Annotated in this window: 17 protein-coding genes; 10 read left to right on the top strand and 7 right to left on the bottom strand. The window is 34.0% G+C overall.

What is annotated here, in order from left to right; all coding sequences use genetic code 11:
• The first annotated feature begins 2 nt into the window (after window positions 1-2).
• The 6 genes from NLG42_RS09030 to NLG42_RS09005 all read left to right on the top strand — a co-directional run bounded on the left by NLG42_RS09030 (window position 3) and on the right by NLG42_RS09005 (window position 12168).
• Window positions 3-1502 carry a RagB/SusD family nutrient uptake outer membrane protein gene (locus tag NLG42_RS09030; protein ID WP_257683527.1) on the top strand — a complete coding sequence of 500 codons (1500 nt, stop codon included), beginning with the start codon at window positions 3-5 and terminating at the stop codon, window positions 1500-1502.
• 189 nt (window positions 1503-1691) lie between these two features.
• Complete coding sequence (locus NLG42_RS09025) at window positions 1692-3698, top strand: MGH1-like glycoside hydrolase domain-containing protein (RefSeq protein WP_257683526.1); 2007 nt, start codon at window positions 1692-1694, stop codon at window positions 3696-3698.
• A gap of 236 nt (window positions 3699-3934) precedes the next feature.
• Window positions 3935-6070, top strand: coding sequence for a beta-galactosidase (locus NLG42_RS09020; protein ID WP_257683525.1), 2136 nt, complete (start codon window positions 3935-3937; stop codon window positions 6068-6070).
• A 126-nt stretch (window positions 6071-6196) separates the two neighbouring features.
• Complete coding sequence (locus NLG42_RS09015; protein WP_257683524.1) at window positions 6197-8494, top strand: aminotransferase class III-fold pyridoxal phosphate-dependent enzyme; 2298 nt, start codon at window positions 6197-6199, stop codon at window positions 8492-8494.
• A 191-nt stretch (window positions 8495-8685) separates the two neighbouring features.
• Window positions 8686-11637, top strand: a complete 2952-nt coding sequence (locus NLG42_RS09010) for an FAD-binding and (Fe-S)-binding domain-containing protein (protein WP_257683523.1) — start codon at window positions 8686-8688, stop codon at window positions 11635-11637.
• Between the two features lie 108 nt (window positions 11638-11745).
• A complete protein-coding gene (locus tag NLG42_RS09005; RefSeq protein ID WP_089058284.1) occupies window positions 11746-12168 on the top strand; it encodes an MgtC/SapB family protein in 423 nt (140 codons plus the stop codon).
• Window positions 12169-12184: 16 nt separating this feature from the next.
• On the opposite strand, the gene NLG42_RS09000 is transcribed toward NLG42_RS09005, so the two are convergent.
• From NLG42_RS09000 to NLG42_RS08990, 3 genes are all read right to left on the bottom strand, one after another.
• Complete coding sequence (locus NLG42_RS09000) at window positions 12185-13204, bottom strand: hypothetical protein (RefSeq protein ID WP_257683522.1); 1020 nt, start codon at window positions 13202-13204, stop codon at window positions 12185-12187.
• A 4-nt stretch (window positions 13205-13208) separates the two neighbouring features.
• Window positions 13209-13772, bottom strand: coding sequence for a reactive chlorine resistance membrane protein RclC (gene rclC, locus NLG42_RS08995; protein ID WP_089058282.1), 564 nt, complete (start codon window positions 13770-13772; stop codon window positions 13209-13211).
• A 62-nt stretch (window positions 13773-13834) separates the two neighbouring features.
• Entirely contained in the window at window positions 13835-14686 is an 852-nt protein-coding gene (locus NLG42_RS08990; RefSeq protein ID WP_257683521.1) for a helix-turn-helix domain-containing protein, read from the bottom strand.
• A 193-nt stretch (window positions 14687-14879) separates the two neighbouring features.
• Between NLG42_RS08990 and NLG42_RS08985 the strand changes: the two genes are divergently transcribed.
• Window positions 14880-15173, top strand: a complete 294-nt coding sequence (locus tag NLG42_RS08985) for a GNAT family N-acetyltransferase (protein WP_089058280.1) — start codon at window positions 14880-14882, stop codon at window positions 15171-15173.
• 66 nt (window positions 15174-15239) lie between these two features.
• On the opposite strand, the gene NLG42_RS08980 is transcribed toward NLG42_RS08985, so the two are convergent.
• On the bottom strand, window positions 15240-15545 hold the full coding sequence (locus tag NLG42_RS08980) for a hypothetical protein (RefSeq protein WP_089058279.1): 306 nt from the start codon (window positions 15543-15545) through the stop codon (window positions 15240-15242).
• 257 nt (window positions 15546-15802) lie between these two features.
• Window positions 15803-16588: a leucine-rich repeat domain-containing protein gene (locus tag NLG42_RS08975; RefSeq protein ID WP_257683520.1), complete on the bottom strand. Its 786-nt coding sequence runs from the start codon at window positions 16586-16588 to the stop codon at window positions 15803-15805.
• Window positions 16589-16775: 187 nt separating this feature from the next.
• Between NLG42_RS08975 and NLG42_RS08970 the strand changes: the two genes are divergently transcribed.
• Both NLG42_RS08970 and NLG42_RS08965 read left to right on the top strand, forming a co-directional pair.
• Entirely contained in the window at window positions 16776-17264 is a 489-nt protein-coding gene (locus NLG42_RS08970) for a DUF1761 domain-containing protein (protein ID WP_089053973.1), read from the top strand.
• Between the two features lie 118 nt (window positions 17265-17382).
• Window positions 17383-18528, top strand: coding sequence for a GNAT family N-acetyltransferase (locus NLG42_RS08965; protein WP_257683519.1), 1146 nt, complete (start codon window positions 17383-17385; stop codon window positions 18526-18528).
• A 228-nt stretch (window positions 18529-18756) separates the two neighbouring features.
• Here NLG42_RS08965 and NLG42_RS08960 read toward each other — a convergent pair whose 3' ends face one another.
• Entirely contained in the window at window positions 18757-19626 is an 870-nt protein-coding gene (locus NLG42_RS08960) for a diacylglycerol/lipid kinase family protein (protein ID WP_257683518.1), read from the bottom strand.
• Between the two features lie 63 nt (window positions 19627-19689).
• On the opposite strand from NLG42_RS08960, the gene NLG42_RS08955 reads away from it, so the two are divergent.
• A complete protein-coding gene (locus NLG42_RS08955) occupies window positions 19690-20649 on the top strand; it encodes an App1 family protein (RefSeq protein ID WP_099720194.1) in 960 nt (319 codons plus the stop codon).
• Window positions 20650-20714: 65 nt separating this feature from the next.
• On the opposite strand, the gene abc-f is transcribed toward NLG42_RS08955, so the two are convergent.
• The gene (gene abc-f / locus NLG42_RS08950) at window positions 20715-22628 is read right to left on the bottom strand and encodes a ribosomal protection-like ABC-F family protein (RefSeq protein ID WP_257683517.1); all 1914 of its coding nucleotides are present in this window, start codon (window positions 22626-22628) and stop codon (window positions 20715-20717) included.
• Window positions 22629-22657: the final 29 nt, after the last annotated feature.

The following is a 22657-nucleotide window of genomic DNA, read 5'->3' as shown; positions in this document are numbered from 1 at the left end:
TCATGAACAAGATATTTTATTTATTATCCATCATAAGCTTATTCACTATTACAAGTTGTAGTGATTATCTAGACCAGCAATCTCCTGACCAGCTTACCTCGGGTAATTTCTGGAGAAATAAAGCCGATGCTGAATCTGCTTTGGCAGCAACCTATTCACAATTGGAAGCGGCTGTTGACGAATGGGCTTTCGCCGAAGTAAAATGGCCTGTTGAAGCGTATCGTGAAGACATTTGCGATTTAGGAAGCGACGCCTTAAACTACCAAAGCTGGGTTGAGCTTTCGACCTTTACTTATACAAATGGAAACCCGCAGTTTGCAACCTATTGGAGACTTAACTACAGAGGAATCAGTAATGCTAATCAAGTTATCGATAAATTGCCTCAAGTTCCTGCTGCTACCTTAAACGATGCTGACAGAGCACAAATTGAAGCCGAAGCTCGTTTTTTACGTGCTTATTACCACATGAAACTGCTTCTAAACTGGGATCAGATTTATGTTAGAAAAAAATACATTACTAAAGAAAGCGATCTAAGCATTCCGTTATCAACACGTGCTGAAGCATGGGATTTTATTACAAGCGAACTTAAAGCTGCGGCAGCAGTACTTCCTGCAAAACAATCTGCAGATAAAACGGGACGCGCAACAAGCGGTGCTGCAAACAGCTACCTTGGATTTGCTTATTTAACCAGAGCTTATGAAGAAACTGCTCAAAAACAAGCTTTCTTAAACGAATCTCTTACTGCACTTAACAAAGTACAAGGATATGAGTTAGTTAAAGATTACGTTTCTATGTTTGATGGTACTTCTAAAAATACCAGAGAATCAATATTCGAATTGCAGTTTACAGAAACAACAGCAAATGGCGCCTTTTATCGTAATGCCCTTCATTATTGGATGGCTGCTGCAGAATTAGGCGGATGGGATGAAATTTTACCAAGCACTGTACTTATAAACGAATTTAAGAAAGAAGGAAAAACGGCAACTACAGGTAACTACGACACTCGTTTTTACAGTACTATTTTCTTTAAAGATCCTTATTTTAATGATCCAAATAATCCGTTAGTATTAGGAACTACTTATGATGAAAAATTTGGCGATACAGACAAACCTGTATTCCGTAAATTTATTCCAAGTACACAAGAAAAAATGAATCAAGAATTTACTGCAATCAACGTTCCATTAATGAGATACTCAAACGTATTGTTGATGCAGGCCGAAGTATTAAACGAATTAGGTCGTACACCAGAAGCAATTCCGTACATCAACAAAGTACGTAAGAGAGCAGATATGCCAGCAATGACAGGAACAACTGCAAGCGCTGTAAAAGCTCAAATCGAGCACGAAAGAATTCTTGAATTTCCGCTTGAAAACTATCGTTTTTACGATTTACGTCGTTGGGGAAAAACAAAAACTGCTCTTGATGCTGCAGGACGTACTGGGTTTGATGCTGCAAAAAACAACTTCTACCCTATTCCGATAACAGAATTGCAAGCAAATTAATCCATTAAATAATTACAATTTTTAAAAGAATAGCCCTATATTTCTTGGGCTATTCTTTTTATCTAATAGCAAATTGCTGGAGATAGTATTTTTTAAACCATTCTCCACAATATTATATTTATCGAAAAGCATCGATTCATATAAACAGCTGAAATAAAAACAAAAAATACTCAATAAAGACGAAATAACATGGGCAAAAGGCATACACTTTTTATTCTATCCTTCTTTTTTATCTTACAATCCAGCTCGGCGCAAAAAGGATTTCCAATTTTAGAATCCGCAAAAAACAGCTTAAATTATAAGGGAAATCCAGCGAATGCTACAGATCGTAACTCATTGGCTTTTTCAGATAAAGGCGCTTGGTTTGCATTCGGATTCTTGGATACACCAAATACGCAGGCAGGGTTTTCTGGTCCATTTTTAATGACAGAACAAAACGGAGTTTGGCTGAGTCCATCATCTGTTTCTTTACAGCTTACTGACGAAAATAAAAACGAAGTCATTAACTGGAAAAACACTTTAGTAAATCAAAACAGTTACAACAGCCATTTAGAGCAGCAATTTCAGAACGAAAAAGTAAACGTAAAACAACAGCTTGTTTATTTGTCAGGTCATTCGGTACTTCAAAAAACAAGTATCACCAATAAAACAGGAAAAACAATAACACTTTATCCGTCTTATAATGCCTCTCTTTTTTTAAATGATTTAAAGTTATCCGATGAAAACAAAACTTTAAAAATAGTTTCTTCAAAAAGTAAAGCGATTGGATACATTCAGTTTTTAAACTCAAATCCTGCAATCGAAATTACAAAAGAAGGTTATAAGGCTCAAACTGAAAAACTGACTTTAAAGCCTAATGAAACTAAAGATATTGTTGTTTCTCAAACCTTTATTTTTCCACAGTATTCATGGCAGAAAGAAAAAGAAACGATAGCTAAAACAACATTTAACACACTGTTGAACAACACACAAAAAGAAAAAGAAAATCTGTTGGCACAATTAATTGCCAAGAAAAAAGCGATTTACAAAGACAATATTTATTCTGATTTAATTGCAAAATTAGAATTGACATTACAAAACAATACCAGAATTGCAGCAGAAGGATTAAAACACGGAGGTCTTTTTCCGAGCTACAATTATGAATGGTTTCATGGATTTTGGGCATGGGACAGCTGGAAACATGCGGCCGCTGTTGCTAATTATGATACTGAATTGGCAAAAAACCAAATGCGTGCTTTATTTGATTATCAAGAACCAAACGGTTTTATTCCTGATTGTGTTTATAGAAATAATCTTATCGAAGAAAACAATTACCGCAACACAAAAGCACCACTTGCAGCATGGGCAATTTGGAAAATTTATGAGAAAACAAAAGATGCTGCTTTCTTAAAAGAGTTTTATCCAAAATTAAAACTATATCATAACTGGTGGTACAAAGAACGTGATCACGATCAAGATGGTTTATGCGAATTTGGCTCAACAGACGGAACTCTAATTGCAGGAAAATGGGAAAGCGGAATGGATAATGCAGTTCGTTTTGATGACAGTAAAATCTTGAAAAACGGAGAAAAGGCTTTTTCTTTAGATCAGGAAAGTGTCGATTTAAATTCATTCTTGTATGCCGAAAAAAATTATTTGAGTAAGATGGCTCAAGTTTTAAAATTGACAAAAGAATCAAAAGACTGGCAAGAGGAAAGCACAACACTAAAAACTAAAATTCAAACTCAATTTTGGGATGCTTCTACGGGTTGGTTTTACGACACAACAATCGACGGAAAATCGTTAATAAAGATTATGGGATGCGAGGGATATCTGCCAATTTGGGCAGAAGTTGCAACTCCTGAACAAACTAAATTAATGAAAGAAAACATGCTTAATCCTGCAATTTTCAACACATTTGTTCCCTTACCGACATTAGCAGCAAATCATCCGAAATTTAAAGCTGAAGGTGGTTATTGGAGAGGACCAATCTGGCTGGATCAAAGTTATTTTGGCATCAACGGACTTGAAAAATACGGATACACAAACGAAGCAAATCAATTAGCGCATAAGCTTATTCATAATGCCGATGGTGTTCTAGACAAAGGAACTTCTATTAGAGAAAATTATCAGCCTCTAACTGGAAAAGGACTTGAAGCTTATAATTTCAGCTGGTCGGCGGCGCATTATTTAATGCTTCTTTTAGAAGACAAATAATAAAACGCTGGATGCAGTAATTTTAAACACATAGAGGATAGTTTTTTTTAATCGAAAAGAAGGTGTTTTACTTATTTTAAATAAACTAACTGGCTATATGAAAGAAATAAATTTCTTTTTGTAACCTTTTTCAGATATAAAATCTATATTTCTATGTGTTTAAAAAAGTTATAATATTACATCCAACAGCTTAAAACTAACGATCTAAATTTAATTAACACACAACAAGACAAAATATGTTCAACCAAAATATATCTCTTGCAAAATTTATTGCTGCAGTAACATTTATTGCAGGCAGTCATTTGACACCTATTTTTGCTCAAAATAAAAAAGCAGTTTCTTCAGAAAAAAAAGATCCACAGCGTTTTTTCTCAAAACCTGATTTAATGCAGATTGGCGTTTATTATTATCCTGAACAATGGCCAAGAGAACAATGGGAACGCGACCTGAAAAACATTAAAAAACTTGGTTTTGAATTTACGCATTTTGCTGAATTTGCCTGGACTTACATGGAACCGCAAGAAGGCGTTTATGATTTTAAATGGCTGGACGATGCTTTGGCTATAGCCGAAAAAGAAGGTTTAAAAGTGATTCTTTGTACGCCAACTCCAACTCCGCCGGCATGGATGGGAGAAAAATACCCTGAAATTTATTTAGTAGATGCAAACGGCCGTCGCAGAGAACACGGAAACAGAGCGAATGTGTCTATAACAAATGAAAAATACAGCCAATTTACAGATCAAATTGTTACCGAATTAGGAAAAAGATACGGTAAGAATAAAAACATCATGGGCTGGCAGATCGACAATGAACCTCTTGGCACAGCAGATTTTAGTCCGTCGGCACGCAAAGCATTTCAAATTTGGCTTAAAGCCAAATACGGAACAATCGAAAAGTTAAACACAGAATGGGTTGGAAATTTCTGGAGCACACGTTACAATAACTTTGAACAAATTATTTTACCAAATGCAGAAATGTATTTTGAAGATAAATTGAGTCCGCATGCCGTTTTAGATTTCAAAAGATTTACATCTGATGCTCAAGCTCAATACTTGAACAGACAAGCTGAAATACTTAGAAAATATGTTGATCCAAAACAATGGATTACAACAAACTTTACCAACGTAATTTATGACGCTGATCCAAGAAGTGCTGACAAAATGGATTTTATAACCTATACAATGTATCCTGTAAGCGGTCAAAATCCGTTAGGCGGCGATAGTTTTAGAATGGGTTCACCAAGCAAAATTTCAGAAGCAAATGATTACTACAGATCGATAACTGGCGTTACTGGTGTTATGGAATTACAGCCTGGGCAGGTAAACTGGGCAAGTATTAATCCGCAGTTACTTCCAGGAACTGTTCACATGTGGATTTCACAGGCTTTTGGCGGCGGCTGTTCTTTTACTTGTACGTACAGATATAGACATCCGCTTGGAAGCAGTGAAATGTATCATGACGGAATTGTTGGTACTGATGGTGTAACACTTACACAAGGTGGAAAAGAATTTGTACAATCTATCGAAGACATGAAATTGCTTCGTAAAGTATACAATCCGAAAGCTGTAATACCGCAAGATATTGCGAAAAGAAAAACTGGTTTTTTATGGAGTCATGACAATCTTTGGGATTTAGAAAACCAGAAACAAACTAAATTCTGGAATACGTGGAAACACAGAAACACTTATACTTCGGCTGTTAAATCAACTGGTGCGCCAATGGATTTTATTACGGAAGAGGCTAATTTTGATGATTATCCATTTATTGTTGCTCCGGCTTATCAGCTTGTTGATCAAAAGCTGGTAGCAAAATGGCAAAAATATGTAGAGAACGGAGGAAATTTAATTCTAACTTGCCGTACAGGACAGAAAGACAGAAACGGTCATTTTTTCGAAGCAAATTGGAATGCTCCTATTGTTCCTTTAATAGGTGCTGATGTCGACTTTTTTGATATGCTCGTGGCTGATGTAAACGGAACGATTAAGGCAGGAAACAACAGCTACAAATGGAATACTTGGGCTGATGTTTTATCGCCTAAACAAGGAACAGAAGTTTTAGCCACTTATGACGATCAGTTTTATAAAGGCAAAGCAGCAGCTGTAACTCGAAAATTAGGTAAAGGAACTATCACTTATATTGGAGCAGAAAGCAACGATGGAAGTTTAGAGAGACAAATTGTACGCGATACGTATTCTCGTGCCAAAGTTGCGATTGAAAACTTACCAAAAGGCGTTTTTATAGAATGGAGAGATGGTTTTTATGTAGGTGTAAATTATACCAATGAGCCTATTAATCTGCCTATTCCTCAAGGAAGTAAAATATTGGTTGGACAAAACCCATTACAGCCTGCGCAAGCTGTGATTTGGAAATAAAAGTTTGCCAATAATTCCACAAATTAGCACGAATTTTTTCAAATAGAATACACACAATAATTAGTGTAAATTCGTGCAATTTGTGGCGAAAAATAAAACAAACAAAAACAATAAAATACAATACCAATGACGTTTTCAGAAGCAGCTATTCAAGACTTAGTAAAAGAACATTACGGATTAACCGTAACCGTAAAGGCATTAAATGGATATGATGAACTAAATTTTCTTTTATCGAATGACAAAAATGAAAAGTACATTCTAAAAGTATCAAATGAGAGTCACTCATTTCCTTTTTTAGAAGCTCAGGTTGAAATCATAAAACACTTAACGAGAAGTAACATCTCTAATTGTTTTCAGCATTTTTGCATTAATAAACAAGGCGGTGAATTAACTAAAATCGTACTTGACAACCATACTTATTATATACGAATTCTAAACTTTTTAGAGGGTGTTTTTTGGGTAGATGAAAAGGCTAAAACAACTGAATTACATTATAATTTAGGTTCTTTTTTAGGGAATATGGACCATGCTTTAAAGGATTTTTCACATCCTGCAATGCATCGCAATTACACTTGGGACATTAGTCATGCGAGTGAAGCTGGAGATAACTTAAAACACATTCTAAATCACGAAAAAAGGCGTATTGCAGGTTATTTTCTACTTCAATTTGACACAGAAGTTCTGCCTCAAATACATCGCTTGAGACATGCTTATATACACAACGATGCCAACGACTACAATGTATTAGTGCAAGGTAATCGTGTAAGTGGTTTAATTGATTTTGGCGATATGGTTTACACCGCTCTTATCAATAATCTAGCTATCGCTTGTACTTATGCCATGCTCGATGAAGAAGATCCGATCGCTGTTGCGGCATCAATTGTTCAGGGGTATCATGAAGCATATAAACTTACGGAACAGGAATTAGATTTATTGTATTATTTAATAGCTGGAAGACTTTGCATCAGCGTTACACAATCTGCTTACAATGCTTCGTTAGACAGTAATAATGAACATCATTTTATTACTGAAAAACCAGCTTGGGATTTATTGTATAAGTTAATTCAAATTAATCCAATCAAAGCACAAGATGCTTTTAGAAAAGCTTGTGGTTTTGAAGGATTAATAAATGATACGGATTATAGCGATTTACTTGAAGTTCGTAAAAAGAAAATTGGTCGAAACCTAAGCATTGGTTACAAAGACAAATTAAAAATTGTCAAAGGCGCACTGCAATATTTGTATGATGACAAAGGAAAAACCTTTGTAGATTGTGTAAACAATCCATCGCATGTTGGGCATTGCCACCCAGTTGTAGTTAGAAAAATGCAAAAACAAATTGCGACTTTGAACACAAATACACGTTATTTAAATGACGCGATAACAGAATATGCAGAAAAACTTACTGCTACATTACCTGAAAAACTAAGTGTTTGTTATTTTGTAAACTCTGGCAGCGAAGCAAATGATCTGGCTATTAGAATGAGCCGTCATTATACCAAACAAAAAGATATTATTGTACTAGATCATGCGTATCACGGAACCTCAACTGTGGCAATGGAAATGAGTCCGTATAAATTTGACAGCAAAGGCGGTTTTGGTCAAATGCCATGGATTCACAAAGCAATCAATCCCGATTTATATCGAGGTCCTTTTAAATATGGCGATGAAAAAGCAGGCGAAAAATATGCTGCTGATGTACAACGAATTATCGAAGATTTAAAGAAAGAAGATAAAGCACCTGCTGTATTTATTTGTGAAACTTTATTGGGAGTCGGAGGACAAATTCCGTTACCAGAAAACTATCTCAAAACAGCTTACGAATATGTCAGAGCCGCTGGAGGTGTTTGCATCGCCGATGAAGTTCAAGTAGGATTTGGAAGAATCGGAGATCATTTCTGGGGATTTGAATTACAAAATGTAGTTCCGGATATTGTTGTTTTAGGGAAACCAATTGGCAACGGGCATCCACTCGCAGCAGTAATTGTAACAGAGGAAATCGCAGATTCTTTTAATAACGGATTAGAGTATTTTAACACCTTTGGAGGAAATCCAGTTTCTATGACAACAGGATTAGCCGTTTTAGATGTTATTCAGGAAGAAGAAATGCAGCAGCATGCACTTGAAGTAGGAAATCATTTGATGAACGGTCTTAAAACTTTGATGGCAAAATACTCAATAATAAGTGATGTTCGAGGACACGGATTATTCATTGGCGCCGAAATGGTAAAAGACAGAACAACAATGGAACCTGCCGTTCCTGAAATAGATATTGTAGTCGAAAAAATGAAAGCAAATGGCTTTTTACTCAGTACAGACGGTCCTTTGCATAATGTTTTAAAAATAAAACCACCTATGACTTTCAGCAAACAAAATGCCGATGAAATGGTGCGATTACTTGACATTGCATTAAGCGAATTGTAAAAAATATTTAACACATAATCCAAACTTTTGAACACAATATTGTCATTTCGACCGAAGGGAGAAATGACAAAACTCTAATTGAGTTTCTGGATTATGTGTTAAAAAACAGCAAAAACAAACAAAGACTATTCCTGACTTTTTATCCGAATAACCTTGGATAAGGCAATCTTCTATATAATTACTGTATTAAAATGAATAACAATAATATCCTTTCCAAGAATTCTATTAATCTTGAAAGTTTAGAAAAGCAATTAGAAGGTAAATTATTTTACGATCATACCATGCGTCTGCTTTATGCTACTGATGCAAGCGCTTACAAAGAAATGCCTTTGGCCGTTGCAGTTCCAAAAACAAAAGAAGATATTCAGAAAATCATTGCCTTTGCAAGAGAAAATAAAAGCAGCATAATACCGCGTGCTGCCGGAACCTCACTTGCTGGTCAAGTGGTAGGAAATGGAATTATAGTTGATATTTCGCAGGAATTTACCAAAATCATTTCCGTTGATCCAATTGAAAAAACGGCTTGGGTAGAACCCGGAGTAATTCGTGATGAATTAAATCTTCATTTAAAATCATATAAACTGTTCTTTGGACCTGAAACTTCTACCAGTAATCGCTGCATGATTGGCGGTATGGTTGGCAATAATGCCTGCGGTGCACGATCTGTTGTTTATGGTTCTACTCGTGAACATTTACTTGAAATTAAAGGCTTTCTGGCTGATGGCTGCGAGGTTACTTTTGGTGCTTTGACAAATGCCAAATTCGAAGACAAATGCAACGGAATTAATATCGTAAGCCCTCTCGAACAAGCCATTTATCTTCAAGCTAAAGATCTTTTATCATCTGAAACTAACAGAATATTATTCGAGGATAATTTTCCTAAAAAAACAATTCCTAGAAGAAATACGGGTTACGCTTTAGATTTATTGGCAGATTCTATGCCTTTTGGAAACTTAGACGAAAAGTTCAATTTTTGTAAATTAATTGCAGGATCTGAAGGAACTTTATTTTTTTCTACAGCCATAAAATTAAATTTAGTTGAAGCACTAAAACCTCACGCCGCTTTAGTCTGCATACATTTTGACAGCATAAACGAATCATTAAAAGCCAATATTGAAGCCTTAAAATTCAATCCAGACAGCGTTGAGTTAATCGATCATTATATTCTAGAATGCACAAAAGAAAACATTGAGCAAAGCAAAAATCGCTTTTTTGTAAAAGGCGATCCGCAAGCGATTTTAGCAGTCGAATTTTTACGTGATACTCAAGAAGAAATTGACGCTGTTGCGATAGAAATGGAAGCTTTGATGCGTTCTAAAAATCTTGGATATCATTTTCCAATCGTTTACGGAGAAGATACTAATAAAGTCTGGGCTTTAAGAAAAGCTGGATTAGGTCTATTATCAAATATTCCCGGCGATGCCAAAGCTGTTGCTGTAATTGAAGATACGGCCGTCGATGTAAACGATTTACCAGATTTTATTGAAGATTTCAATGCAGTTTTAAAAGAAAGAAATTTAAACTGTGTGCATTATGCTCACGCCGCAACGGGCGAATTGCACCTGCGCCCTATTATCGATTTAAAAACAGAGGAAGGCACAGCAATTTTTAGAACTATCGCAACAGACATTGCACATTTAGTTAAAAAATATAAAGGTTCTTTGAGCGGCGAACACGGTGACGGAAGACTTCGAGGAGAATTTATTCCGCTTATGCTGGGTGACGAAATCTATCAAATGTTTGTTCAAATAAAAGAAGTTTGGGATCCTTGGGGTGTTTTTAATCCTGGTAAAATTGTAAATACGCCGCCTATGGATACCAGTTTAAGATATACAGCTGGTCAAGAAACACCAATGCCTGAAACTTATTTTGACTTTTCTGAGCACAACGGAATTTTGCGTGCAGCTGAAATGTGCAATGGTTCTGGAGACTGCCGAAAAACCGAAAAAAGCGGCGGTACAATGTGCCCAAGCTATATGGCAACTCGCGACGAAAAACACACAACACGTGCAAGAGCAAATATTTTAAGAGAAACGATAACTAATTCGAAGAAAGAAAACAAATTTGATGATGAAGGTCTTCTTGAGGTTCTCGATTTATGCTTAAGCTGTAAAGGCTGTAAATCTGAATGCCCGTCGAATGTTGATATGGCAAAACTAAAAGCCGAAACATTACAACACTATCACGATAAAAACGGCATTAAATTCCGTTCGAAATTGATTGGAAATACGCCTAAAATAAATCATTTGTTTGCAGCAGTACCTTGGATTTACAATTTATCGACCAAAGGTGTTTTAGGAAATATTATAAAAAAAGCATCGGGTTTTGCAGTGGAAAGAAAATTGCCTTTAATGCATAAAATCACTTTTGAAAAATGGATGAAAAACTATACTCAAAAAGGCGATTTTACAAATGGTAAAGTGTATTTGTACAATGATGAATTTTTGAATTATTATGACGTTGAAATTGGTCAAACGGCTGTTAAACTTTTAAATCATTTAGGTTATCAAGTGGAAATTCCCAAAATTGGTATCAGCGGTAGAACCTATCTTTCTAAAGGAATGTTGAAAGAAGCGCGAGAAATAGCCGAACAAAATATTCTTGATTTTGAAAAAAGTATACCTAAAGATGGAATTTTAATTGGAATAGAACCTTCGGGAATTTTATCTTTTCGAGATGAATATCCCGATTTATGTCGCGGCGATTTAAAAGGAAAAGCAAAATTAGCGGCTTCAAAAACCTTTTTAATTGAAGAATTTTTAGCTTCAGAACTAGACAAAGGTCATATTTCATCAGCCAGTTTTACTGATAAAATAGAACGTGTGCGTATGCATGGACATTGTTTTCAGAAAGCTTTATCCTCATTAGTACCGTTAAAGAAAATTTTAATGCTGCCAAAAAACTATACCGTTTTAAACATCCCGAGTGGATGCTGCGGTATGGCGGGTTCTTTTGGTTATGAAAAAGAGCATTATGATATCTCTATGAAAATAGGAGAACTGGTTTTGTTTCCAACAATTCGTTCAGAAGAACAGGCTGCATTAATTTCGGCATCAGGAACAAGCTGCAGGCATCAAATTGCAGATGGTACAGGTCGCAAAGCACAACATCCGGTAGAAATATTGTTTGAGGCATTAAAATAGATTCTTTTTAAACTCGTTGAGTATATTTATTTTTTAAATATCTTTATGTTAAGATTACAGCTTTTACAAGAAAATGAATCTTTTTTAATGATCTAAAAAGTAATAATTTTGAGCACGACAGAATTTTTAACAAGACTTGCTGCCGCCACTTTAGCGGGATTAATTATAGGTTTTGAAAGACAATGGCATCATAAAGAAACGGGATTAAAAACGAATACACTGGTGGCTATAGGGGCCGCAACTTTTGTATTATTATCTATAAAAGTTGCAGATACTGCCTTAAATGTTGATGTAACTCGTATAACGGCTCAGGTTGTTATGGGCGTTGGTTTTCTAGGTGCAGGAGTCATTTTTAGAGAAGGCGATAATGTACATGGCTTAAACTCGGCCGCTACAATATGGTGCAGTGCCGCAATTGGCTGTATTGCTGCTTCTGGTTATTTTGCCGAAGCTTTAATTTGTACACTTATTGTTATCATTATAAACACCGCCATTGAACCAATCGAAAGATGGTTGAAAAACAGGAAGTAATATTCTCCTTTTAATTTTACCCTAATTCTTGAATTTTTCGCTCTTTACGATTTGGGCGATCAATTCTGCATCTGATAAACTGAGGAAGAAAACAAATTAGAAGATGTTCTCGTTTCCATCGATAGCATTTTAAAAAAAACACCGTCGCCGTAAATAAAAATACGGCTGAACCAACTGCTGCCTGAAAAGGATATAAAAGCAGATTGTTTTGAGGAATAATCATTGGAACCAAAGCAATAGCACAAGCTGGAGCAAATGGTTTTCTGGTGATTTCAAAAAGTACAAAAAGGCATAAAAACAATAGCGTTACTGTAAACATCAGCGACAAGCCAAGTAGTGTATGCACATAATACTGAAAAATAGTTCCTAAAAAAGCGGCGATTACAACAACCAAATAAACCTGCAGCGGACGATTTCTAAATCCTGATGATGATGAGCTGAACTCTATAAACATAACTACTAATGGTGGAACTATGTAATACAATTGATTATTTAAAACCGGAATCGCCGCGATAAGCAGTAAGCCAAAAAGTAATTTGATCCAATGCTGAAGTGTATGTTTGTATTTTCCTTTCTTTCGATCAATTATAACCGCCTTGCGCAGTCCGTTTTTCTCCAAAAACCATTGTCCAAAAACTACCAAAAGGCTCATTACAAATACAGAAATTGGATAAATAAAAGATTCCGTTCCTAATAACACAGGCAGCATCGCAGCAGATGCTATGGGTATTAAAGTAGTTCGTGTTACAACAAGACATGCCGAAGTAAAAACAAATGAAATGGCAATGTTTACTAAAAGTGGAAATGGAGAAAAACGAACCAGTAAAATTCCAAAAAAAGCACAAACAGTCATCAACACTATTAACATTGGTCTGCTGACTGTCCATATTTTTTTATCGATAACCCAAAATCCCAGCACCAATGCTGCCATTTCGGGAAACAAAATTTCCTTTTCACCCAGCCATTCTGAAATGCCGACCATCAAAACAATCATGATGAGCGCAAACAAATATCTAAATAACTTTTGTTTGTTCATTTTTTTAATCTTTCAGAAGCTTTTTAGCAGAATCGGAAGCAACAATCAAACCGCCGGCCATCATAATAATATCTTTTACAACTAATCGACCAGCTCCTGATAAATAAGGAAAACCAAATTGCGGAGTTGGCAGATCGCCTCCCAAATTAGGAACCCAAGTTTCTGGAGTTGTAATTAAAAAAGTAAGAGTTACCAATGCCATACCTGCAGTAAGCAATCCGCCGATAAGTCCCAAACGATTATTAAAAATCCCCAAAAAAGTCAACGCACCAATAATAACAATAGCGGTTCCCAAAGCATACGAAAAACTATACGTTCCGTTTTGATGATTCCATTCAATATTCTTTTGAACCATCTCCCCTTCTTTATTTTTATGTTCTTTATATTCTTGCGGGTTATTATAAAAGAAACTCATCAAAGGGCTGTTGGCTACAAAAGGAACGATTCCGTCAGCCTCATATTGAAAAGCTTTAAGTCCGCCAATCCACACCATAACGATAAGAATAGCGATTCGCATAAAATTGATAAACTGCCCTTGTAATTTTGATAAAATGATTAAGATTTTCATAGTCTAAGTATTTAGACACAAAATTAAGAAGAGTCAATTTAGACCACAATGGACAAATATGGCTATTGTCTGGACAAATCTGCTACGATTGATATTCCAACATTTTCACGAAAAGCAGTTGGCGTAATTCCAGTATGTTTTTTAAAGTAACGGCTAAAATAATTCTCATCATCAAAATTCAATTCAGCCGCAATTTCTTTCATACTCTTATAAGTCAGATGAATTAACTTTTTAGATTCAAGTATTACTCTTTCATGAATTAATGTTGACGGTGTTTTTAAGAAATACTGCTTGCAGATCTTCGAAAAATTATTGGGAGAAATCCCCATTTTTGCAGCATAAAAAGAAGGCTGCCTTTCTTTATGAAAATTATTTTCCAGCAGTTCCTTAAAATTCATCAACGGATGATGTGCATTCTTTTCTGCTTCGATACTGTTATCTTTAGATTTAATTTTACTGCATAATGCCAAAATCAGTTGTAAATACGCTTTTACAACTGCAGCAGCGTAAGTATTCGACTCTTGAAGCTCGATTATCATTTTTCTCAAGATGGAATCAATTTCGGCAAAGTCTTCTTCTTTAAGATTTATAAAAGTCTGCTGATAAATATTATTAAACAAAAGTCCATTGCAGGCGACTTCTTTTTTATGATATTCAATACAGTAAAAATCACCGTGAAACTGCAGTTTTCTAACTTTAATTGGAGATTTTACATTAAAATAAACCATTTGGTATGGCGTTGAAAACAGCACAATTTTGCCATTAAAAGAGTACTCGACTAAATCTACGCTTACTTTCCCGCTGCCTTCAAATAAAAATATCGTGTAAAGCGGCGAACTGCCCAGATGATTAATATCATCTGTACTGCATTCCTGAACTGAACAACCTTTTTGATTATTTTCTTTATCTTTCATTGATGATTTATTCTGTAAATTCTATTTGCTCTTTTTAAGCAGTACTCAAAGTTAGAGTATTATTTTGGGGAACTGACTTTTAAAAACTAGAAAAGAATAGGTTGATCAATGCTCTTTTTTAAAATTTCTTGTCATAGATTAAGTCTACTAGGTTTTATACTTACTAATTTTACAATACTAAAAAAAATCAATTATGGAATATACTGTTATAAACAACGAAAAAGACAAACGTTTTGAGATTCACGTAGATGGACATATGGCGTTTGAACAATACAAATTATTTGATGGCGGTATTGCTTATATTCATACTGAGGTTCCGCCAGAATTATCTGGACGAGGATTAGCCGCATATATAGCAAAATATGTTTTGGATTATGCAGAAGAAAATCATCTTAAGGTAAAACCGTATTGTCCTTACATAAAGGCTTACATCGATAAACATCCAGAATATCAAGCTAATTCATTATTTCATAATAAAGAATTATAAAACTGATAAAACAAAAAAAGACTGCCCAAGCGAGCAGTCTTTTTATATATAATATTAAATGGCTTATTAAGCCATAAACAGTGCATGTTTATTATAATTGTACAAAACCTTATCATAAGGCACATAAAGTGAAGTTATCTTTTCTGATGCTTCATTAAACTTGATTCCGTTATGTTTTCTAAACAAGTAAATTTCTTTCAAGCAATTCGACAGACTTTGATGAATTGAAGTAGTAAAAGTAGGCAGTTTATTATCTCCTATTAATAAATCAATCTGATAATTAGAGCTGCTTTTTGACAAGTTGTTACCAATAATTCTTATTGTAAAAGTAGTCGCTTTTCCGTGTTGTTCACCTTGATATTGTAATACCATAATTTTATAATTAAAAAGGTTATATGTTTTTCTCTTTACTCATATTTAAAGTTATGAAAAAAAATGAATGTTTTAAAAACTAACATCAAATTTATTTGACAAAATTAAAACAATAAAAATAACTGCAATGCCTTTTAACAATTCATAAACTCAAAAAATTAAATAAAAAAAACCGTAAAGAATTACGGTTTTTCGGCAATTAACTAAATATATTTAATCAACTTTTTTCAACGAGTAAAATTCATTCATAAGCACGATTAATTTGCGATAATATTTTCGGGTATTTTTTCTTCAATTAAATCTAATAAAAATGGATTTCCATCTTCATCAAACATTGTCATATTCAACGAATCCAGCAAGGTTAGTTTTTTTGAAACTGCTCCTTTAAATTTATTGTATGAAAGATTCATCTCTGATAAGTTTTTTAATTTTTCCAGTTCTTCGGGAATTTCGCCGTCAAAACTGTTATTAAATAAACTTAGGTTTTGCAAAGCATTTAAATTCAATATCTCTTTACTTAAGTTTCCATAGAATTTATTACTGTTTAAAAGCAGTACTTTTAAGGTTGTAATTGTATATATTGAGCTAGGCAGTTGTCCTTCAATTTCATTATCGAACAATGAAAGTATTTCTAACTTTTTTAAATTCCCAAAATTTAAAGGCAATTGGCCTGATATTTTATTAGATGAAATATCTAGAACTTCAAGTTCTTTAAAACCGCTGACAGCATTTGGCAATGTTCCCGTCAATTTATTTTTATGAAGATCAATCCTTTCTAAATTGACTAAATCAAAAAACTCAAGAGGTAATTCTCCCTGCAGATTATTGTCTGGCAGATTAAGTCCTGCTACTTTTCCATTTTCTATTTCAACACCATACCAAGTTGAAATAGAAATCGATAGATCCCATTTTATCTTCCATTGGGAGCCATTTGTAGCATGATAAAATTTTAGTAACGCCTCTTTCTCTTTATCTGAAACAGTATCTGCAAAAGTATTTAGAGAAAAAACAAGCGCTAAAAAAAGAGTAGTTAAGCTTTTCATAACTAATTTTGGGGAATTAGATTTTTCTATTATCAAAATTAGGCAATTACTAGATATAAAGCATATATTGTCGATAAAGTGTTAACAAATAAAAACCATGTATTATTTTTACTACTTTTTTAACTTTTAGCAACATAATCATTTTTTTAACTATTTTTGAATCAACTAATTATAAAAACCTCATAATATGGAAATTCACTTCTCTGCGCTTTTATTAGCCGCAATTGTCACGTTGGTAGTTGGTTTTATTTGGTACCATCCTAAAGTATTTGGTACAATTTGGATGAAAGAAAATAATTTTACCGAAGATGATCTTAAAACTGGAAATATGCTCAAAATATTTGGGTTTACTTATATTTTTTCTTTGATGATTACGGTAATATTAATGGGATTAACCATTCATCAATCTGGAGCTGTCGGAATGGTTGGCGGTCCGCCTTTGATTGATGCAGCAAAACCTTCATTTAAAGCTTTTATGGCCGATTACGGCACTGCATATCGCACCTTTAAACATGGTGCACTTCACGGATTTATGTCGGGTTTATTTTTTGCACTTCCAATTGTTGGAATTAATGGACTATTCGAAAGAAAGTCTTGGAAATATATTTTTATTCATGCTGGTTATTGGATGGTTACACTTGCTTTAATGGGCGGTATTATCTGCGGATTTGCATAAATAACAAAGAACTAACCCGTTTGAAAAATTAAATTCAAACGGGCTTTTCTTAATAATTACTTAAAGGAATTGAGTTTTTATAAAAATTATCTAATTTTGAACAAATTAGCACTCTCTTTTGAATACAACTTATTCTTTTCAAATCTACAACAGCGCTTCGTTACTGCCTTTAGAATGGAACTCGCTGGCTGATAATAACATCTTTTTGACACGGGAATATCTCGAGATACTCGAAAATTCTTCTCCTGTAAATATGATCTGCCATTTTATTGGAATTTTTGATAAAGAAACTCTTTTAGGAATTGCATTAACTCAGTTTTTATTTGCCGAAAAGCTGGAATCTTTTGGTGAACGTGATCAATGCTTGAAAACTTCTGTTCGTAATTTTGCTTTCAAAAACTTTGCATCACATGTTTTATTTGTTGGCAACAACATGCTGACAGGTCAAAATGCCTTTGCTTTTAGTCCAAATATAAAAGAAGCAAAAGCAATTAAAACACTTCATAAAGCAATTACACAGCTCAAAAAAGATTTAAAATCACAAGGTAAAAAAGTACATATTACGAGTATAAAAGATTTTACTGCAAAAGAAATTGAGCCTTTGCAAGCTGAATTTAAAAACAATTATACTTTTTCGACTCAGCCCAATATGGTTTTTGAAATCAATAGAAATTGGAAAACCGAACAAGACTATATCGACGCTTTGTCAAAAAAATATCGAGATCAGTACAAACGGGCACGAAAAAAATCTAAAGGAATTGAAAAGAAAAAAATGTCACTTTCTGATATTCGAAAATATGAAGATGTTATTTATGAGTTGTATTTTCATGTGGCCAAAAATGCGCCTTTTAATACTTTTTTCTTAGCTCGAAATCATTTTAGCTTTTTTAAAGAAATCATGAAAGATGATTTTTTGCTTTATGGTTATTTTCTAGATGAAAAACTAATTGGTTTTAACACATTGATAAAGAATGGAGCTGTAATGGATACTTATTTTTTAGGATATGATGAAAGTATTCAACGCGAAAAAATGCTCTATTTAAATATGCTTTACGATATGATTGCGTATTCAATTAATCAAGGTTTTTCATCAATTGTATTTGCTCGAACTGCTCTTGAAATTAAAAGTTCTGTGGGCGCGAAACCAGTAAAAATGTATGGCTTAATTACGCACAGCAATACATTAATCAATCACAATATTGGCAGATTCTTTAATTACCTGGAACCTAAAACGGAATGGCAGGAACGAAATCCTTTTAAATAGTCAAAACTTTGGTAAAAGCTTAAATTCAAAGTTCGTTTGCGCATTTTTGTCATTTCGACGCAAGTGACTCTCGCGATAGCGAACAGACGAAGCAAATCTCCGCGAGTAACTCCGCAACGAAAAACCAATCTTTATAGCGTTTATTACGAAGGCTTCTCTCCCGAAGCCTCGGGATCGAAATGACAATGATTGTGGTAATTTAGTGTAAAACTAAAATTCTATTTTCACTTACGGAATTGCTATTTTCATCTGCTTATGCAAAATATAAACTTCTAGATTAGTCTGTGCTCCACAATATTCACCATCAATTTGAAAATTAACTGGATAATCAGTTTTTATAGTTGCTTTATCTGTTGAAATAATAACAATATCATCAGAGTCAATTGGCATATTCCCTGTAATGATTTTTCCGATCAACAATAAATCGAGACTTTTTAAAATTACTAATTCAAATTTTCCGTCATTCATTGCACCATTCGGATTAATAACTACTCCTGTTCCATACTTTTGTGAATTGGCAATTACAAGCATTCTTGCCGTATGCTCAACTTCTTCATTATTCGCCAGAATAGTTGCAATAAAAGGTTCCTCTGATTCTTTTAGAGCTGAAAATGCCTGCAAAGCATATCCCCAAAAACCTCGTAAATCACTTTGCTCATAGTTTTTTACCAAATTGGCATTTAAACCAAGGTCACTTAAATGAATACTTTTTTTACCGTTTATACAAATCATATCCATCTCGATATAATCATGTAAAAATGCAATTCTGAGATTCTCTTCTATACTTGAAGGCAAGTTCAAATCGACCGAAAGACCATTTGCAGAACCTGCTGGCAGAATCCCAAGAATTATATCGTATTGCTCCATTGCTTCAGCTACCATTTTAATTGTGCCGTCGCCTCCCGCAATGATAATTCGCTCTGGATTATATTGATTGTATAATGTTTGTATCTCTTTTAGATCATTTTTTCCTGTAGTTTCATAAACCCTCAAATCAAAATGATTTACTGCTGCAAATTCTCTAACAGCATCGATCAAATCTGTTTTATCAAGATCTCCAGAAATAGGATTTACAACAAATAGTATATTCTTTTTCAAAATTTTATTTTTAAAACCAATTAAAATAATTAATTTACAGTACTCTATAAAAGTACGGAATTAATGAAACCAATTTTACAATTATATCGAGGTTATGCCAATGAAGAAGAATTAATTGTAATGGGGCATGTCTTTAAAAGAACTTACGACTACGATTTTCAGAAAAAAAACTTCAAAAATGCCAGCTCAATTATCAATCAGTTTAGGATAAAAACACTTGAAAATTTTGATGTTTATTTAAAGTATGGCAATCAAGAGATTCATACAAAAACGCTTGAAGATGGTTATTTTAAATTTTGCATTCCGCTTGAAAAAGAAACTCATTTTGGATGGATCGAATACGAAGTGAGCATAAAATATGACTCGGAAATTATTGTATCTAAAGCAAATTTCATTAGACCGCACAAAGGAAATTTAGGAATAATATCTGATATTGATGATACTTTTTTGATTTCACATACTCAGAATATCTTTAGAAAAATATATATTCTACTTTTTAAAAATGTAAACGACCGCAGAGTATTCAAAGATGTTGTATCGCATTATCAAGCTTTAAGTTCTGCTGGACGTCATAATACTGAGGGCGAGAATGCCTTTTTCTTTATCTCGAGCAGCGAATGGAATTTGTACCGATTTATTGTGAAATTTGCCAAAATACACCATTTACCGAGAGCTGTAATTCTGCTAAAAGATATTAAAAGGAGTCTTACTGACTTTTTTATGAGCGGACGCGGTAATCATGATCATAAATTTGACAAGATAAAACACGTTTTAGAATTCTATCCGAACCTTAAATATGTATTATTGGGTGACGATTCGCAGCAGGATCCTATTTTATATGAGCGAATTTGTAAAATTTTCCCCGTTACTGTAGTTGCTGTTTACATAAGACAAACTGGTAAATCACAGAAAGGTGAAGTAAAAAAAGTAATGCAAAATTTAGAATCTCTTGATGTTGCCGTTTGCTATTTTAAAGAAAGCAGTGAAGCAATTGCACATTCTAAATCTATTGGAATTATTTAAATAGTTTCAGGTTTAAAGTTTCAGGTTCTGTAACGTGAAACTTTAAACTTGAAACAATTCTAATATTAAGCATTAAAATTATCAATCTCTTCCTGAACGATCTCCCAATCTAAAAGCAATTGGTCAAGATCTTGTTTCTTTTTATTATAAGCGGTAAAAAATGAAGCATCTTCGATATGTTTGTCATAATTAGAAGCCAGCATTTTATCGTCATGCTGAATGTCTTTTTCTAACTGTTTGATTTGACTTTCGACTTTACTCAAACGGTTTTGAAGCGCTTTTCCTTTTTTCTGATCTTCGTAAGAAGTTTTATTATTTTCTTTTGGAGCTGCTGTTTTTACAACATCTTTTTTCTCGACTTCACGCATATTTTCTAAATTACGCTGCTCTAAGAAAAAATTAATATCTCCTAAATATTCTCTGATTTTTTGATCTTTGAATTCATAAACAATATTCGACATTCCCTGCAAGAAATCCCTGTCGTGAGAAACTAACAATAAAGTTCCGCCAAATTTTTGAAGTGCCGCCTTTAAAACGTTTTTAGATTTAATATCTAAGTGGTTTGTAGGCTCATCCATCAACAACACATTGATTGGCTGTAATAATAGTTTACAAAGTGCCAAACGGTTACGTTCTCCTCCAGAAAGCACTTTTACTTTTTTCTCAACATCGTCTCCACGGAACAAAAACGAACCTAACATATCACGAACTTTAGAGCGATTTGTATCTGTCGCCGCATCTTCCATCGTTTGAAGCAAAGTAATTTCGCCATCTAAGTATTCAGCTTGATTCTGTGCAAAATAACCTAGTTGTACATTATGTCCTAATTTGATATTTCCTTGGTACTCAAATTCATTAACCAATGCTTTAATGAAAGTCGACTTTCCTTGTCCGTTTTGGCCGACAAAAGCAATTTTACTGCCTCGTTCTACTAATAAACTAATATCCTTTAAGATGATTTTATCGCCGTAACTTTTTGTTACATCTTCAGCTTCAATAACAACTTTTCCAGGTTCTTTTGAAACTGGAAATGAGATGTTCATTACTGAATTATCATCTTCATCAACTTCGATTCTTTCAACTTTATCTAACTTTTTAATCAACGATTGCGCCATTGAAGCTTTTGAGGCTTTTGCACGGAATTTTTCGATTAATTTTTCTGTTTCTTCAATTTTCTTCGCCTGATTTTTTTGCGTTGCCAATTGCTTTTCGCGAATTTCATGACGTAATTCTAAATATTGAGAATAAGGTTTATTAAAGTCGTATGCTTTTCCTAAAGAGATTTCGATTGTACGGTTTGTAACATTATCAAGGAACATTTTATCGTGGGATACAATTACTACAACTCCAGGGTAATTACGAAGGAAATTCTCTAACCAAATGATACTTTCGATATCTAAGTGGTTGGTTGGCTCATCCAGAAGCAGTACATCGTTTGCCTGCAAAAGTAATTTTGCTAATTCGATACGCATTCTCCAACCTCCAGAAAATGTTTCGGTTTGATTATTGAATACTTCTCTTTTAAAACCTAAACCTAAAAGAATTTTCTCTGTATCTCCAACATAATTATAACCTCCTAAAAGATCAAAACGATGCGTGTAATCAGACAAATCTTCAATGATCTGGCTGTATTCCTCACTTTCATAATCAGTTCTTGTAACTAATTGATGATTGATTTCTTCCAGCTTCTTCTCTACAACTTTAATATCGGTAAAAGCTTCATACGCTTCTTCAAGTACGGTTCTTCCTTGCTCAAAATCAATATCCTGACGCAGAAATCCCATTCTGATATCTTTCTCTTGAGAGATAACTCCCGAGTCAGGAGCAAAATCTCTTGCTAACATTTTTAGCATTGTCGATTTACCTGCTCCGTTTTTACCAACAAGACCAACTCGGTCGCCGGCACCTAAACGAAAAGTAACTTCTTCAAATAAATATGTTCCTCCAAAAGAAACCGAAAGATTGTGTATATTAAGCATAATTTGTGACTATTGTTGCAAGCAGTATT

It is taken from the genome of Flavobacterium plurextorum (genome assembly GCF_024638035.1).
In the GTDB taxonomy this organism is placed as follows: Bacteria; Bacteroidota; Bacteroidia; order Flavobacteriales; family Flavobacteriaceae; genus Flavobacterium; species Flavobacterium plurextorum.
This window is presented reverse-complemented; position numbering and strand designations above follow the sequence as displayed.